The 14,689-nt window shown below is 65.3% G+C and carries 14 protein-coding genes and 2 rRNA genes; 3 read left to right on the forward strand and 13 right to left on the reverse strand.

Features of this window, described 5'->3' with window-relative positions; genetic code table 11:
- The 3 genes from FURADRAFT_RS20860 to fhuF form a co-directional block, all read left to right on the forward strand.
- A 23S ribosomal RNA gene (locus FURADRAFT_RS20860) occupies nucleotides 1-297 on the forward strand; the annotation flags it as partial.
- Nucleotides 298-415: 118 nt separating this feature from the next.
- Nucleotides 416-529, forward strand: a 5S ribosomal RNA gene (gene rrf / locus FURADRAFT_RS19710).
- Nucleotides 530-763: 234 nt separating this feature from the next.
- The gene (gene fhuF / locus FURADRAFT_RS19715) at nucleotides 764-1,561 is read left to right on the forward strand and encodes a siderophore-iron reductase FhuF (RefSeq protein WP_008955927.1); all 798 of its coding nucleotides are present in this window, start codon (nucleotides 764-766) and stop codon (nucleotides 1,559-1,561) included.
- Between the two features lie 161 nt (nucleotides 1,562-1,722).
- Here the strand turns inward: fhuF and chrA are convergent, their stop codons facing one another.
- The 13 genes from chrA to FURADRAFT_RS19780 all read right to left on the reverse strand — a co-directional run.
- Nucleotides 1,723-3,084, reverse strand: coding sequence for a chromate efflux transporter (gene chrA / locus FURADRAFT_RS19720; RefSeq protein WP_008955928.1), 1,362 nt, complete (start codon nucleotides 3,082-3,084; stop codon nucleotides 1,723-1,725).
- Nucleotides 3,085-3,628: 544 nt separating this feature from the next.
- Nucleotides 3,629-4,606, reverse strand: coding sequence for a YncE family protein (locus tag FURADRAFT_RS19725; RefSeq protein ID WP_008955929.1), 978 nt, complete (start codon nucleotides 4,604-4,606; stop codon nucleotides 3,629-3,631).
- Between the two features lie 39 nt (nucleotides 4,607-4,645).
- Nucleotides 4,646-5,020 carry a COG4315 family predicted lipoprotein gene (locus tag FURADRAFT_RS19730; RefSeq protein WP_008955930.1) on the reverse strand — a complete coding sequence of 125 codons (375 nt, stop codon included), beginning with the start codon at nucleotides 5,018-5,020 and terminating at the stop codon, nucleotides 4,646-4,648.
- 104 nt (nucleotides 5,021-5,124) lie between these two features.
- A complete protein-coding gene (locus FURADRAFT_RS19735) occupies nucleotides 5,125-6,051 on the reverse strand; it encodes an ABC transporter permease subunit (RefSeq protein WP_008955931.1) in 927 nt (308 codons plus the stop codon).
- A complete protein-coding gene (locus FURADRAFT_RS19740) occupies nucleotides 6,044-6,856 on the reverse strand; it encodes a taurine ABC transporter ATP-binding protein (RefSeq protein WP_008955932.1) in 813 nt (270 codons plus the stop codon). The genes FURADRAFT_RS19735 and FURADRAFT_RS19740 overlap by 8 nt, the downstream gene beginning before the upstream one ends.
- 68 nt (nucleotides 6,857-6,924) lie before the next feature.
- Nucleotides 6,925-7,953, reverse strand: a complete 1,029-nt coding sequence (gene tauA / locus FURADRAFT_RS19745; RefSeq protein WP_008955933.1) for a taurine ABC transporter substrate-binding protein — start codon at nucleotides 7,951-7,953, stop codon at nucleotides 6,925-6,927.
- Between the two features lie 226 nt (nucleotides 7,954-8,179).
- Nucleotides 8,180-9,616 carry an NAD(P)/FAD-dependent oxidoreductase gene (locus FURADRAFT_RS19750; protein ID WP_008955934.1) on the reverse strand — a complete coding sequence of 479 codons (1,437 nt, stop codon included), beginning with the start codon at nucleotides 9,614-9,616 and terminating at the stop codon, nucleotides 8,180-8,182.
- A gap of 39 nt (nucleotides 9,617-9,655) precedes the next feature.
- Nucleotides 9,656-10,054: a nuclear transport factor 2 family protein gene (locus FURADRAFT_RS19755; RefSeq protein WP_008955935.1), complete on the reverse strand. Its 399-nt coding sequence runs from the start codon at nucleotides 10,052-10,054 to the stop codon at nucleotides 9,656-9,658.
- 281 nt (nucleotides 10,055-10,335) lie between these two features.
- Nucleotides 10,336-11,844, reverse strand: coding sequence for a MocR-like pyridoxine biosynthesis transcription factor PdxR (pdxR, locus tag FURADRAFT_RS19760; RefSeq protein WP_008955936.1), 1,509 nt, complete (start codon nucleotides 11,842-11,844; stop codon nucleotides 10,336-10,338).
- Between the two features lie 187 nt (nucleotides 11,845-12,031).
- Nucleotides 12,032-12,673: a thiamine phosphate synthase gene (thiE, locus tag FURADRAFT_RS19765; protein WP_008955937.1), complete on the reverse strand. Its 642-nt coding sequence runs from the start codon at nucleotides 12,671-12,673 to the stop codon at nucleotides 12,032-12,034.
- A gap of 14 nt (nucleotides 12,674-12,687) precedes the next feature.
- Entirely contained in the window at nucleotides 12,688-13,485 is a 798-nt protein-coding gene (locus tag FURADRAFT_RS19770; protein ID WP_008955938.1) for a thiazole synthase, read from the reverse strand.
- Nucleotides 13,486-13,533: 48 nt separating this feature from the next.
- Nucleotides 13,534-13,737, reverse strand: a complete 204-nt coding sequence (thiS, locus tag FURADRAFT_RS19775; RefSeq protein ID WP_008955939.1) for a sulfur carrier protein ThiS — start codon at nucleotides 13,735-13,737, stop codon at nucleotides 13,534-13,536.
- An 89-nt stretch (nucleotides 13,738-13,826) separates the two neighbouring features.
- On the reverse strand, nucleotides 13,827-14,689 hold an 863-nt coding region (locus FURADRAFT_RS19780; RefSeq protein ID WP_008955940.1), incomplete at its 5' end, for a phosphomethylpyrimidine synthase ThiC.

Here is a 14,689-nt window from a genome sequence, read left to right on the forward strand (position 1 = left end):
CACTATCTGCACAAGAGGCGTTGGAAGTTTGACGGGGGCTGCTCCTAGTACGAGAGGACCGGAGTGGACGAACCTCTGGTGTACCGGTTGTCACGCCAGTGGCATTGCCGGGTAGCTAAGTTCGGAAGAGATAACCGCTGAAAGCATCTAAGCGGGAAACTCGCCTGAAGATGAGACTTCCCTGAGGGCTTGACCCTCCTGAAGAGTCGTTCGAGACCAGGACGTTGATAGGTCGGGTGTGGAAGCGCTGTGAGGCGTGAAGCTAACCGATACTAATTGCTCGTGAGGCTTGATCCTATCATTTGAGTGGCTTGGGCCACGCGGTGAATAGAGAGTGCGACGTACGATCGATTACCCAATTCGAAATGGAAGCTGAGAGGCTTCCAGGCTTCTTCCCGTTTGTTGACAGTTTATGTCTGGCGGCCTTAGCGAGGTGGTCCCACCCCTTCCCATCCCGAACAGGACCGTGAAACGCCTTAGCGCCGATGATAGTGCGGCATTGCCGTGTGAAAGTAGGACACCGCCAGACTCCCCTTACAAAAGCCCAGCTCATCCGAGCTGGGCTTTTTGTATTTGGGCGAGCAAATCATGCTGGGGTGCCGTACCTTTAGATGTGTCCCGAATGGGGGCTGGATTGCTCAGCCGAACGAATGCTGGAGTGGCACTGAGGGTAAGCGCGCTGCGCCCCAAACGGACTGTGGTGTGGTCATGATTCTGTTCCTGCCTTGTGGGGTCGTACTGGGGCTGTGACAGAGGAGAGTGGATGAATAGCACAGAGAAACCGTTATCTCGCTGTTTTGCCGAGTTGGTGCCGCCTGCGTATGCGCTGTATTGCCGGCATCTGCACCTGGGGTTGCCTGAGGACGTGAGCGGGATGGCTGTTCGGGCGTCAAGGTTGGCCGAACACTGTGATGTGTTGCTGAACGCACTGCGCCGGCAATACGGTGGCGGTAGCGACCAGGCCTTGTTGTCGCAGTGGTGCGGGCGCTATCTAAACCTGTTGTTGCCCCCGGCGCTGGTCGCCGCGCGGGTGTTGCGCCGACCCCTCCGGATGGCGCTGGCCGATTGCACCCTGCAGATCCATCAAGGCCTGCCCCAGGCCCTGTGGCTGCCTTGCGAGGCGTTGGGGGCCGAGACCGATGCTCCGGCGGAGCGTTATCGCTCCTTGTGCGTCGATCATCTGCTGCCATTCATCGACATGATGGCGGCCTCGGTCAGTCTGTCGCCGCGGGTGCTGTGGAGCACGGTAGGCAATAGTCTCGAATATGCACTTTCGACCGGGTTTGCGAGCGAGGAGGCACGAGCCGACGCCGACTACCTGTTCGGGCAACGGTCGTTTTTCGATACCGGTTTGGCCAACCCGCTGTATCGCGTGGTGCACTACCTCGCGTCTCCTCCTGCACCCTTGTCTTCCCCATTGCGGGTTCGGCGTCTCTGCTGCCTGCGTGACGGCCTGCCGGGGGAACGCGTGCTGTGCTCGAGCTGCCCCAAGCTGCTGCAACTTGATGAAGGCGCACTGGTGGAACAGCTGTTGCTGAGGAAGACCGCTTTCGAGACGTAGCTTGCTCCCGCCCTGGGGGTGTGGTATTGCCTCAAGGGAAAATCGGAGGGGCTGTTGCCGCTTCGTTTTTGCGTGTCGGGCAGGCTTGGCCGAGCCAGCGCCTACGTCAAATCATTCGGCGGCCCCATCCCGCGGCGCTGCTGGCGCGGGGTGGGGGCAGGCTAGGGGAATAGGGTCTTTGCCAGCAGGCCGACCACCGCACAGGCGGCGATGACCTGGATGACATTGCGCTTGAAGCGGAACAGGGCGATGCTCGCTGCCAGGGCGATCAGGGCGGATGGCCAGTCGAAATGGCCGGAAAAACCTGCCGGCCACAGGACGTGATAGCCGAAGAACAGCGCCAGGTTGAAGATGACGCCGACCACCGCGGCGGTGATGGCGGTCAGCGGAGCGGTGAACTTGATGTCGCCGTGCGTCGATTCGACTAGTGGGCCGCCGGCGAGAATGAACACGAACGACGGCAGGAAGGTGAACCAGGTCACCAAGGTGGCGGCGAAGACGCCGGCGAGGAACGGCAACTCGGGCCCGGTTAGCGCCTTGAGGTAGGCTCCGACGAAACCGACGAAAGTCACCACCATGATCAACGGGCCGGGGGTGGTTTCGCCAAGCGCCAGGCCATCGATCATCTGCGTTGCGGTGAGCCAGCCGTAATGGTCGACCGCACCCTGGTAGACGTAGGGCAGTACAGCATAGGCACCGCCGAAGGTCAGCAGCGCGGCCTTCGAGAAAAACCAGCCCATCTGGGTGAACACGCCCTGCCAACCGAATGTCACCGTGAGCAGTGCGAGCGGAACCAGCCACAGTGCCAAGCCGATCGCGCCGATGCGCGTCAACTGCGACCAGCGGAAGCGCGCGTGCGCGGGCGTCGGGGTGTCGTCGTCGATCAAGGCCGGACCGTAGCCGTCCTTGACCTTGCCATGGCCCCCGCCGACCTTGAAGGTGGCCGGTGCCACTCGGCCACCGACATAGCCAAGCAGGGCTGCCCCCAGGACAATCAGCGGAAACGGCGCGTTGAGCGCGAAGATGGCGATGAACGAAGCGGCGGCAATCGCCCACAGAACGTTGTTCTTGAGTGCGCGCGAGCCGATACGATGCGCCGCCTGCACCACGATGGCGGTGACGGCGGGCTTGATGCCGTAGAACAGCCCGGCGACCAGCGGAACGTTGCCGAAGGCCACGTACAGCCAGGACAGCCCAATCAGCACGAACAGCGAGGGCAGCACGAACAGCGCACCGGCGACGATGCCTCCCCAGCTGCGGTGCATCAGCCAGCCGATATAGGTTGCCAACTGTTGCGCCTCCGGGCCGGGCAGCACCATGCAGTAATTGAGGGCGTGCAGGAAACGTTTTTCGCTGATCCAGCGGCGGCGTTCGACCAGTTCGCTGTGCATGATCGCAATCTGGCCGGCCGGGCCGCCGAAGCTGATGAAGCCGAGTTTGAGCCAGAAGCGGAAGGCTTCCCAGAAGCCGACGGGCGGTGGCGCCAAGGTGGGGGATGGCGTGTCAGGGGGGCGGCGGGTCATGGCGTTCTTTCTGTGGGGCGGTCGAGCTGCCGGCGACATTCCCGCTCGCGGAGGCCACGCTCGGGGGCATGGCGGCGGCGCGGTGTTGGGGGGCGGCGGCTATCGACATGGATGCTAACGCGCTTGGCTTGTTCTGGCCAGAAAGCATCGCGCCGCCTTCGCCTTACTGCCGGGGTGTTTCGGGGAGGGCGGTAGCGTTCTTCGGCCAACCTTTTCAAACCCGGGCGGGCTGACGGAGGGGGAACCGTGCGCCGTCCTCCCCGGCGCGGCGATGTTCCGGGTCCGGGTGTGCCAGCGGCATGTCGACGGTAACAAGAAGGTCGTGGCCGGGAGCCTGGCGGATGAGGGCGGCAGTGTCACCGAGCGCAAGCGTGCTGGATCGGTGTGAATGCATGCCTCCGATGCCGGAACCGCCCACGGGGAGTGCTGGCGGCTTGGGCACCGGGGTGGCGCGGGCGCGGCCAGCGGGTGCCGGCTACTCTATCGCCCACCCTGATAGGGCAGAGACTGGCGGGGCGTGCACTCGCCATGCTCCGCTTGCCGCTCAGCTGCCGGGGGTCAATGTACGGGTGATCCGCCGCGCAGTCAGATCGACTTCGGCAATGCTGACATCCTCGTTGAGCACCCAGGCCTTGCGGCTGTCGTGGCTGAACGTGATCGCCTGACGGGGACCGTGCAGCCCGCCGATTTCCCCGGCGACCTTGAAGTCTGGCAGGGAAACGATCGTCATGGAGTTGCCCTTGAGGTTGCCGCTATACAGAAAACGCCCATCCGGCCTCAAGGCGGCACCGTAAGGGTCGCTGCCGACCTTGACGCTGCGCCGCACGTAGCGTCCCTCGACATCCACCTCGGCCAGCGTGTCGCTGCCGCTGTTGGCGGCATACAGCGTCTTGCCGTCGCGGGAGATGGCGATGGCGCGGATCTTGTTGAACCCGCCGATCTCGGCCAGGGTCTTGAAGCCGCTGGGGTCGACCACGGTGATCTTGTCGCCCAGGAAGTTGGTGACGAACAGCGCCTTGTCGTCCGTCGAGAGCTGGATGCCTTGCCGGGGCTGGGCAAAGCCCGTCATGACGGCGAGCGGTTGTAGCGTGGCGGGATCGAAGGCGGTGACCGTGCTCGTGGCCTGGTTGTTGACGAACAGCCGCGAGCCGTCGCGGCTCAGCGTGGTGCCGAAGGCGCCGGGGCCGACGGCCATGGAGGCGGAACGCGTCAGCGAGGTGCTGTCCCATTTTTCGATGGTGCCCTTGGTGCTGTCCGAGATGTAGAAGGACTGGCCATCCGGCGAGAACAGGATGTTGCGGGGCGAGATGAAGCCTTCCAGTGCCTGCCGCATTTTGCCGGAGCGCAGGTCGTAGGCGTAGACCTTGTCGCTGTCGCTCTTGGCGGCCAGGGCGAGGGTTTCGGCCGGATTGACGGCCAGAGTGTTGTTGCGGATCTGGCCGTCGAAAGCCGGCGCGGCGTGCGCCAGCCCGGTCAGCAAAAGGGCGGCCACTACGGCGTAAGGTTTTTTTTCTTGGAGCATGAGGATCGTCTCTTCGCGGGTGGGTGGGGGTGGGGCGGATTATTCCCGGACCAGGTGCCAGACGTTCTTGACCTTGTCTCCCAGGGTGTCGCCCGCCGCTTGGTCTTTCGCGAAGTAATACAGGGGCTTCCCCTTGTACGCCCATTGCTTGCTGCCGTCGTCGCGGGTGATGACGGACAACTCGCCTGCCGGAGTGGCGCCGCTGTCAGCGTGCAATGGAGGCCAGAGGGCGGGGCATTCGCCGTTGCAGGCGCTCTTGCCGCTGCCGGCCACGTCCTTGTCGAAGGTATAGAGCGTCATGCCGCGCGTGTCGGTTAGCACGCCCTGGGTCTTGGCGACCGGTGCGTCGCCGGCCCAGGCCATGCCTGTGATCAGAAAAACCAGACTGCTTGCTGCCAGATTCCAACGTTTCATCGTGTTCCCGTGGGTTTGAGGGTGGTTGGGGAAGGAGCGTGGCCGCCCCGGGGAGGGCGGCCACGCCTGGTTGTGAGTTGCGCACTACGGTGCCGTGTTTGCCGTCAGACCTTGCCTTTCCAGGGCACCAGCACGCGTTCCAGGTAGCGCATCAGCAGGTCGAAGGTGAAGGCGAACAGACCGATCACGATCACGCCCATGATCACCACGTCGCTGGCGAGAAACTCGGCGGCGTTGAGCACCATGAAGCCGAGCCCGCGGGTCGAGGCCACCATTTCGCCGGCGACCAGCGTGGTCCAGCCCACCCCGATGCCGATGCGCATGCCGGTGAAGATTTCCGGCAGCGCCGACTTGAGGATGACGTGGCGGATCACCTGCATACGCGAGGCGCCCATCGAGTAGGCAGCGTGGATCTGCTCGATCGACACCGAGCGCACGCCCGAACGCGCCGAGATGGCCATCGGGGCGAAGATGGCGAGGAAGATCAAGTAGACCTTGGAGAACTCGCCGATGCCGAACCAGATGATGACCATCGGCAGGTAGGCGAGCGGCGGCAGCGGGCGGTAGAACTCGATCGGCGGATCGAACACGCCGCGTGCCACGCGGCTCACCCCCATCAGCACGCCGATCGGGATGGCGGTGACGCAGGCCAGGGCAAAGGCGCCGAACACGCGGTACAGGCTGGTCTCGGTATGCTCGAGCAGCGTGGCGTTGGCGAAGCCCTCGGTCGATACCAGGATGAACTTGTCGTACACCGCCTGCGGCGACGGCAGGAACAGCGGCGACACCCAGCCGGTGGCGGTCACCAGTACCCACAGCGAAAACAGCAGGGTGACGGTGACGAAGCTGATGAGACCGCTGCTGCCCTGACCGGGCGCGCCGAATTGTTCGCCGGGGCGGACCGATTTCTTGCTGAATAGTTGCGACAGCATGCTTGGCCCGCCGTGGGGTTTGGCCGGGTGGCTGCTCAGCGAGATCGAGCCGCGCTGACGGCCAAGAGAGACTTCCGGGTCGTGTTTCAGGTTAGACATGGGACACCTCTTTCGCTTCGGCGGCGCGCTCGTCGCCATAAATGATGCCAAGCACGGTTTCTCGCATCTTGATGAAGTCGGGGCTGGACTTGATCGTCCTGGCGTCGCGGCATTCCAGGAAGCGGCGGTTGAAGTCGAGCTCGTAGGTGTGGGTGATGCGGCCTGGGCGCGGCGACATCACGATCAGCCGGCTGGCGAGGAACAGGGCTTCTTCGACGCTGTGCGTGATGAAGAAGAACATCTTCTGTGTTTCCTGCCAGACGTCGAGCAGCAACTCCTGGATGGTTTCGCGGGTGAGGGCGTCGAGCGCCGCCATCGGTTCGTCCATCAGCAGCATGGCCGGGTTGCAGGTGAGCGCCCGGGCGATGCCCACGCGCTGCTGCATGCCGCCGGAGAGCTGGTAGATCATGTGGCTGTGAAAGTCCTGCAGACCCACCAGCGCCAGGTTCTTGGCGGCCAGCGCGCGCCGTTTTTCCTTGCTCACGCCTTGCAGCTTGAGGCCGAATTCGGTGTTTTCCATCACGTTGAGCCAGGGCAGCAGGGCGTGTTTCTGGAACACGACGCCGCGGTCGGAGCCGGGGCCCATGACCTTGTTGCCGCCCAGCGTGATGCTGCCTTCGGTGGGGGAGATGAAGCCCGCCATCAGGCTCAGCAAGGTGGTCTTGCCGCAGCCGGAGGCACCCAGTGCCACCACGAAGTCGCCGCTCTTGATGGAGAGGTTGATGTTGTCGAGCGCATGGACCTGCTCGCCCGGGCGCCGGCCCGGGTAGCGCACGCTGACGTTGCTGACGTTAAGCTCTTGCATGAGAGTTCTCCTCAGATCTGGTTCGGTCCTTTGGGACGCCCTGCCGGGCGTCCCATGCCGGGCGCTTATTATTTTTGCTTGAGTGCAGCTTCTGCGTACTTCGACGTGACGAAGGCGCTGTAGTCCGGGGCCAGCGCGTCGATGCGCTTCTGCTCCTTGAGGAATTCAGCCGTCGCCTTGAGCGCCTTGGCGGCACCGCCGGTCTTGCCGCCACCGAGCCAGGCGGGGGAGATCTGTTGTTGGAGTGTCGGATACGCGTAGAGCTTGACCGCGTCGGCGGCGTCCTTGGAGGTGCCGCCCAGCATCTTGGCCATGGTCTTGGCCTGGGCGGAGTCGGCGCCCCAGGCTTGCGGGTTGGTGCGGAAGGCGGCGTCGGCGTTGGCGATGGCCTTGGTGAAGCTCGCCATAAAGGCCGGGTTGGCGTCGGCCCAGGTGCGGTTCACCGCCACGCCGTCGAAGGTGGCCTTGCCTTTTTTGGACAGCTCACCCGAGGTGATCAGCACCTTGCCGCTCTGCTTGATGCGTGCCAGTGCCGGGTCCCAGACGTAGGCCGCGTCGATGTCGCCGCGCTCCCACGCCGCGGCGATCTGGTTGGGCTGCATGTTGAGGATTTCCAGTTCGCTCGGTTTGATGCCCCAGAGGTTGAGCGCGAACATGGTGTGGAAGTGGGTGGTGGAGACGAAAGGAACGCCGAGTTTCTTGCCCTTGAGGTCGGCCGGCTTGTTGATGCCGGAACCGTTGCGCACCACCATGGCTTCGGCTTCGTTGATGTCGTCGAGAATCCAGAACAGTTGCAGCGGCAGGCCACGGCTTACGGCAGCGGCGAGCGGGCTGGAGCCGATCACGCCGATCTGCACGTCACCCGAAGCCATGGCGGTACCGACCTTGGCGCCCGATTCGAACTGGCGCCAGTTGATCTTGTAGCCGGTGGCCTTTTCCGCCGAGCCATCGGCGATCACGGTCAGCAACGGACCGGCGATCTGCTGATAGGCAATGGTGACTTCCTTCTGCTCGGCGTGTGCCATGCCGCCGGCGCCGAGCGCCAGCAGGGTTGCCGACAACGTGAGAACCTTCTTGAAACTGCGTGCTCCGTACATGTCTTTCTCCATCGTAATAAGAATTTATTATATTTACCGGCATTTATATGCCGTATGGATTGCAGCAGGGCGATTCAGTAAGGCCGATCTGACAGTGTTTATCGGGCATCGATACGGCTCGATGCCGCCATGGGGCGTGCTCCTTTCTTGGTGGGCGGCACGTCTCGCGTGAGACATGCGCGGCGGTCAGGCGCCCGGCAGGGGCCGGGCGATCGGCGAATGGCGCCTAGATGACTTCGTCCTTGAGGTGATACCAGCGGTACAGCCACCACTGGCCGAAGCGGCGGAAGGGGGCGAACAACTCCGATTCCACCACCTCGCGCACGTTCGGGAACGGCAGCTTGGAGCGGAAGATCGGCAGGTCCGGGGTGCCCTTGCCGGCGATGCTGGCGGCCAGGCGGCGACCGGCCTGTGCCGAGTACATGACGCCGTTGCCGCCGTAGCCGAGGGCGTAGTAGATCGTCTGCTTCGGGTCCGGCTGGTAGATGCGCGGCATCATGTCGTGGCTGACGTCGACCCAGCCCCACCAGGAGTAATCGATCTGGATGCCTTCCAGCGCGGGAAACTTGCGGTGCAGGTCACGGATCAGGAACTGCTTGTACTTGTCCTCGGGCGCATCGTGGCCGGTGATGGCGCTGCGGCTGCCGATCTGTACCCGGCCATCCGGCATCAGGCGATAGTAGTGGCGCAGGATGCGGGTGTCGGTGATGACCTGCGTGGTGCGGAAGTTGCAGGCATCGATCTCGGCTTGCGTCAGCGGACGGGTGACGATCGAGTTGGACAGGATCGGCAGCAGGCGGTTTTTCAACTGCGAGTGCAGCCCCTGCGAGGTGTAGCCGCCGGTGGCGATGCCGACAGCGCGGGCCCGCACGATACCGCCCGGCGTCTTGAGGTAGTGCACGCCGTTGCGGGTCTCCCAGCCCATGACCGGGCTCGAGGGGTGAACCTTGGCGCCGAGCGCACGCGCCTTCTTCAGGTAGCCGAAGGCGAGCTTGCCGGCGTGGATGCCGATCCCTTCCGGCTCGTGCATGGCGCCGGCAGCTTCCTTGTCGTCGACGTATTCACGCTTGACTGTGTCGGCATCGAGGATGCGGGCGTCGTAGTTGAACACCTCGCGCAGGATCTTGGCTTCCTTCTCCAGCGCCGGCATGGCCTTGGGCCGGTGGGCGATGTAGAGGTGTCCGCCCGGCTGCGGGTCGCAGTCGATGTCCTTGATCAGGTTCTTGAAGGTTTCCATGCCGGCACAGACTTCTTCGTGCATGCGCAGCGCGGTGTCGAGGCCGTAGCGGGCGATCCATTGCGAGCGCTTGAGACGGCCCGAGGCGCACTGGGCCTGGCCGCCGTTACGGGTGCTGCAGCCCCAGCTGACGCGGTTGGCCTCGAGCACGGTGGCCTTGATGCCGTATTCCTGGGCGAGAAAGATCGCGGTGGTAAGACCGGTGAAGCCGGAGCCGATGATGGCGACGTCGACGTCGATGTCGTGGGTGATCGGGCCGTCATCGGGCGGCGGGTCGCCGGCGGTGCCGATCCAGTAGGTCGGGGCGTAATCACGGCCCTGGCCCGGGGTGCTGGCGATCAGCGGGTCGTAGGCCGGGTCGTAGGCGGTGGAAGGGCCGGTGGCGCGGCCCGTGTTCACCGCGCGCTTTTGGGTAAGGGTATCCATGCTCGGACTCCTTGATGTTGACGCGATGTGAGTCCGGGCTCAGTTGCCGGCGTGGGCGACCGGCGGGCGGTCTTTGCGGTAGGCGTTTTTCACCGCAATCTTGCCGTCACGGAAGGTGAAGACGTCGACCATGCGTGCCTCGATGCGCGTGCCGTCGGCCTTGGTGCCGCTGAAGGTGGATTCGCTGACGCCGCGATCGCCGTGAACGAAGTGATCGCCGTCGAGCCAGGCGGCGTCGGGGAAGGTCTGCCAGGCGAGCTGGAAGCCTTCGCGCACCGCTTCGCGACCGTGGAACGTCCGGCCGAGCAGGTCGGGGCCGGCAACGGCGTGGAATTCGCAATCGTCGGCCATGAAGCTCATCAGGGCGTCGATATCGTGGCGGTTCCAGGCGTCGCTGAAGGCCTGCAGAAATTCGGCGGTCACTGGGGTATTGGACATCGTGTTCTCCTAAGCAGTTCTGATGTTGTGGGTGGTCCGTGTTGTGGCGGCGGCGGGCGCCGTGCGGGAGGACCACTGCATTTGACGACTTCAGATTAGTGAGCTGGAGGGCGATGCAGTAGGGCCAGTTCGGTTAAATCGTTTGGGCCAGTTTGGGCCAGAAGGAGCCGTGTGGAGGGCGGGCGGGAAGGCGGCGCTGCCAGGAGGAAATAGGGCATGCCTTAGCCCCGGCGGCGACGGGGGCGCAGCCGGGGCGGAGAGAGTGGGGCGGGGCGCCCGGTTCAGCGCGGGCGGGTCGGTTTCAGGTGGCGCAGGACCTCGGCCAGGGCGCGGACGCCGGGTTCGATCTTCTCGATCGGGATCGACGAGAAGCCCAAGCGGAAGCAGTTGCGCGGCATGGCGGTCTTCATGAAAAAGACGTTGCCGGGCTCGATCAGCACGCCGTTTTCTTCGGCGCGTTGGGCCAGTTCCTCGGCGTCGAGCCAGTCCGGTCCGACGATCCAGCACGAGGCGCCGCCCGAGATCGGCACCGGGTGGACTTCGGGTAGGTGGCGCGCCAGCGCGTCGGTGAGCACCTGGGCGCGTTCCCGGTATGCTGCGGACAGCCGGCGGTGGTGCGAATCGTAATGCCCGAGCGAGAGGAACAGGGCGAAGGCGCGCTGGATGTAGGCAGAGGGGTGGCGCAGCATCAGCCGGCGGATGCCGCGCAACTCGGCGATCAGCTCGGCGGGTCCGACGATGTAGCCGATGCGCAGTCCCGGCGCGAGGTTCTTGGACAGGCTGCCGACGTAGATGACGCGGTTGTTGCGGTCGAGGCTTTTCAGCGTCGGGGTGAGGTCGCCCTGGAAGCGGCTCTCGCTTTCGTAATCGTCCTCGATCAGCACGAAGTCGGCTTCTTCGGCCATCTGCAGCAAGGCCTGGCGCCGCGCCAGCGGCATGGTCACCGTGGTCGGGCACTGGTGGCCGGGGGTGACGTAGACGTAGTCGCAGTTGTGCAGCGCGCCGCTGACCATGAGGCCTTCTTCGTCGATCGGCAGCGGCAGCAGGTGGCCGGTGCGGCTGCCGAAGATGTTGCGCGCGTCCGGGTAGCCCGGGTCTTCCACGCCGACCGGGGTGTCGGTGCTCATCAGCAGGTCGGCGAGCAGGTAGAGCGCCTGTTGCGCGCCGACGGTGATGACGATCTCGTCGGCCGAGGCCCACACCCCGCGCCGCGGCAGCACGCGGGTGCGGATCTGCTGCACCAGCAAATCGTCGTCGCGCAGGATCATGTCCTGCGCCCATTCGTGGATGTCGAGCACGCTGAGCGCCTTCAGGCTGCACTCGCGCCAGTCGGCGGTGGGAAACAGGATGGGGTCGTACTGGCCGTAGATGAACGGGTAGGGGTAGTCCTGCCAGTTGGCGCGCTTGACGATGTTGCGTTGTTGGGTGGGGCGGAACACGAAGCGCCGCCCCCAGTCGGGGCCGTCGGCCGGGGGGCGGTCGTGTGGGGTGGTCTGGGCGGGGAGGCGTCCGGCGAGGATGTCGGCGTTGACGAAATAGCCGCTGCGCTCGCGCGACACCAGGTAGCCTTCGTCGACCAGCTGCTGATAGGCCAGCACCACGGTATTGCGCGCCACGCCGAGCTGGGCCGACAACTCGCGGCCGGACGGCAGGGGAATGCCGACCGGCAGCTGGCCGTCGAGGATGGCCGAGACCAGCATCTGGCGAATATTGCCTTGCAGGCTCATGCCGCTCTTCGCGTGTTGCTGGAAAAGCTGGTTCCACATGGTGCCGGTCAACTTGGTGCTCATCGTTCCTTCTCTGTGACGGTGCCGTTTCAACATAACGCGCTACTTGTAGACTAAGTGATTGTCTGTCGTTTGGCGATGGCCGCCCCGCGGGGCCGGAAGGGCGCCTGTTGCTGGTGAGAATGTGCGGCTGTCGTGGCGCCGCCGTCGCAGGTCGGGCAAAGGCCTGTGGTGGCCCCGGCATGACCCGTCAGCGTGCGGCGAGGATGGCGCGGGCCGCTTCGTCCGGCGCCGGGGCATCGAACAGTCCACCGATGACGGCCAGCATGTCGACCCCGGTTTGCCAGGCGAGCGCGGCGTTGGCCGGGGTGATGCCGCCGATTGCCACGCACGGCACCTCCAGCGGCGGCAGCGCGGCAAACAGCGCGAGCGGGGCGGAGACCGTCTCCGGCTTGCTGCGCGAGGGAAACAGCGCGCCGAAGGCGACGTAGCTGGCGCCGTTGCCGACCGCCTGCGCGGCCAGCGTGGGCTGGTCGTGGCAGGTGGCGCCGATGATGGCGTGCGGCCCGAGGCGCTGGCGTGCCGCGCAGAGGCTGGTGTCGCTCTGCCCGAGGTGGACGCCGTCGGCGCCGAGTTCTTCGGCCAACCCCACGTCGTCGTTGACGATGAACCAGGCGCCATGCTGCCGGCACAGCGCCTGGATGGCCGCGGCCTGCTCCCGCCGCAACGCGGTATCGCGGGATTTGTTGCGATACTGCACCAGGCTGGCGCCGCCCGCCAGCACGGCGGCGACGCGCGGCAGCAGCCAGGCGCTGTCGCTGGTGTCGGGGGTGACGGCGTAGAGCCCGTCCAGCCAGACCGGGCGGGTGAGCCGTTGCGTGGCGTTATTCACCGTGGCGTTCTCCCTTATCCGCCGCGCGCCGGGGCGATCATGCCGCTGGTGGGCGAACTGGGTTCGGCGCTGTAGAGCTTGCGCGGCATGCGCCCGGCGAGGTAGGCCTCGCGCCCGGCCAGTACGGCGTGTTTCATCGCGCTCGCCATCAGCACCGGCTGGCGGGCGTGGGCGATGGCCGAGTTCATCAGCACCGCGTCGCAGCCCAGCTCCATGGCGATGGCGGCGTCCGAGGCGGTGCCGACCCCGGCGTCGACCAGCACCGGCACCTTGGCGTTGTCGATGATCAGGCGCAGGTTCCACGGGTTGAGGAGGCCCATGCCGGAACCGATGATCGAGGCCAAGGGCATCACTGCGACGCAGCCGATCTCCTCCAGGCGCTTGGCCTGGATCGGGTCGTCCGAGCAGTAGACCATGACGTCGAAGCCTTCCTTCACCAGCGTCTCCGCCGCCTTGAGCGTTTCCGGCATGTTGGGGTAGAGGTTGCTCGGGTCGCCCAGCACTTCGAGCTTGACCAGCGTGTGGCCGTCGAGCAGCTCGCGCGCCAGGCGCAGCGTGCGCACCGCGTCCTCGGCGGTGTAGCAGCCGGCGGTGTTGGGCAGCAGGGTGTACTGCGACGGCGGCAGCGCGTCGAGCAGGCTCTCCTCGCCAGGGTTCTGGCCGATATTGGTGCGGCGGATCGCCACGGTGACGATCTCGGCGCCGGCGGCGTCCACCGCCTCACGGGTTTCGGCGAAGTCCTTGTACTTGCCGGTGCCGACCAGAAGGCGCGAGGAATAGGTCTTGCCGGCGATGATGAGCGGGTCGTTCATGTCGAGTTCCTTCGGTAATGGACGGACGTCAGGCAGTGCGTGGCGGGATCAGCCGCCCCCCACCGCGATGATGATTTCGAAACGGTCGCCCTCGGCGAGACGGGTGTCGTCGTAGCGGCTGCGCGGCAGGATGTCGCCGTTGCGCTCGATGGCGACGCGCCGCCCCTGCAGCTCGAGCCGTTCGAGCAGCTGGCGCACCGTGAGCGGGGTGGCGAGTTCGGTGGGCTCGCCGTTGACCAGAACGGTAGGCATGTAGGGTATCTCCAGTGAGGTGGGGACGGGGACACGGGTCGCGCCGGTTGGCGAAGCCGGGCTTCGGCCAACCTTGGCGGCACCCGCGCTCAGATCTTGTCGTATAGCTTGGCGCCGCCCTTGACGAACTCGATCGACTTCACCTCCATGCCCTTGGCCAGCGCCTCCTCTTCGGCCAACCCCTGTTGCGCGGCGAAGTCGCGCACGTCCTGGGTGATCTTCATCGAACAGAAGTGCGGGCCGCACATCGAGCAGAAGTGCGCCACCTTGGCGGAATCCTTCGGCAGCGTCTCGTCGTGGAAGCTGCGCGCGCGGTCCGGGTCGAGCCCGAGGTTGAACTGGTCTTCCCAGCGGAACTCGAAGCGCGCCTTGGACAGCGCGTTGTCGCGGATCTGCGCGCCCGGATGGCCCTTGGCGAGGTCGGCGGCGTGCGCGGCCAGCTTGTAGGTGATGATGCCTTCCTTGACGTCGTCCTTGTTCGGCAGGCCGAGGTGCTCCTTCGGCGTCACGTAGCACAGCATCGCGGTGCCGTACCAGCCGATCTGCGCCGCGCCGATGGCGCTGGTGATGTGGTCGTAGCCCGGCGCGATGTCGGTGGTCAACGGGCCCAGGGTGTAGAACGGCGCCTCGTGGCACCACTCCAGTTCCTTGTCCATGTTCTCCTTGATCAGCTGCATCGGCACGTGGCCCGGGCCTTCGATCATCACCTGCACATCGTGCTGCCAGGCGATCTGGGTCAGTTCACCCAGGGTCTTCAGTTCGCCCAGCTGCGCGTCGTCGTTGGCGTCCCACACGCTGCCCGGACGCAGGCCGTCGCCGAGCGAGAAGGCGACGTCATACGCCTTCATGATGTCGCAGATCTCTTCGAAATGCGTATAGAGGAAGTTTTCCTTGTGATGCGCCAGGCACCACTTGGCCATGATCGAGCCGCCGCGCGACACGATGCCGGTCA

The organism is Pseudogulbenkiania ferrooxidans 2002 (genome assembly GCF_000174355.1).
Taxonomy (GTDB): Bacteria; Pseudomonadota; Gammaproteobacteria; order Burkholderiales; family Chromobacteriaceae; genus Pseudogulbenkiania; species Pseudogulbenkiania ferrooxidans.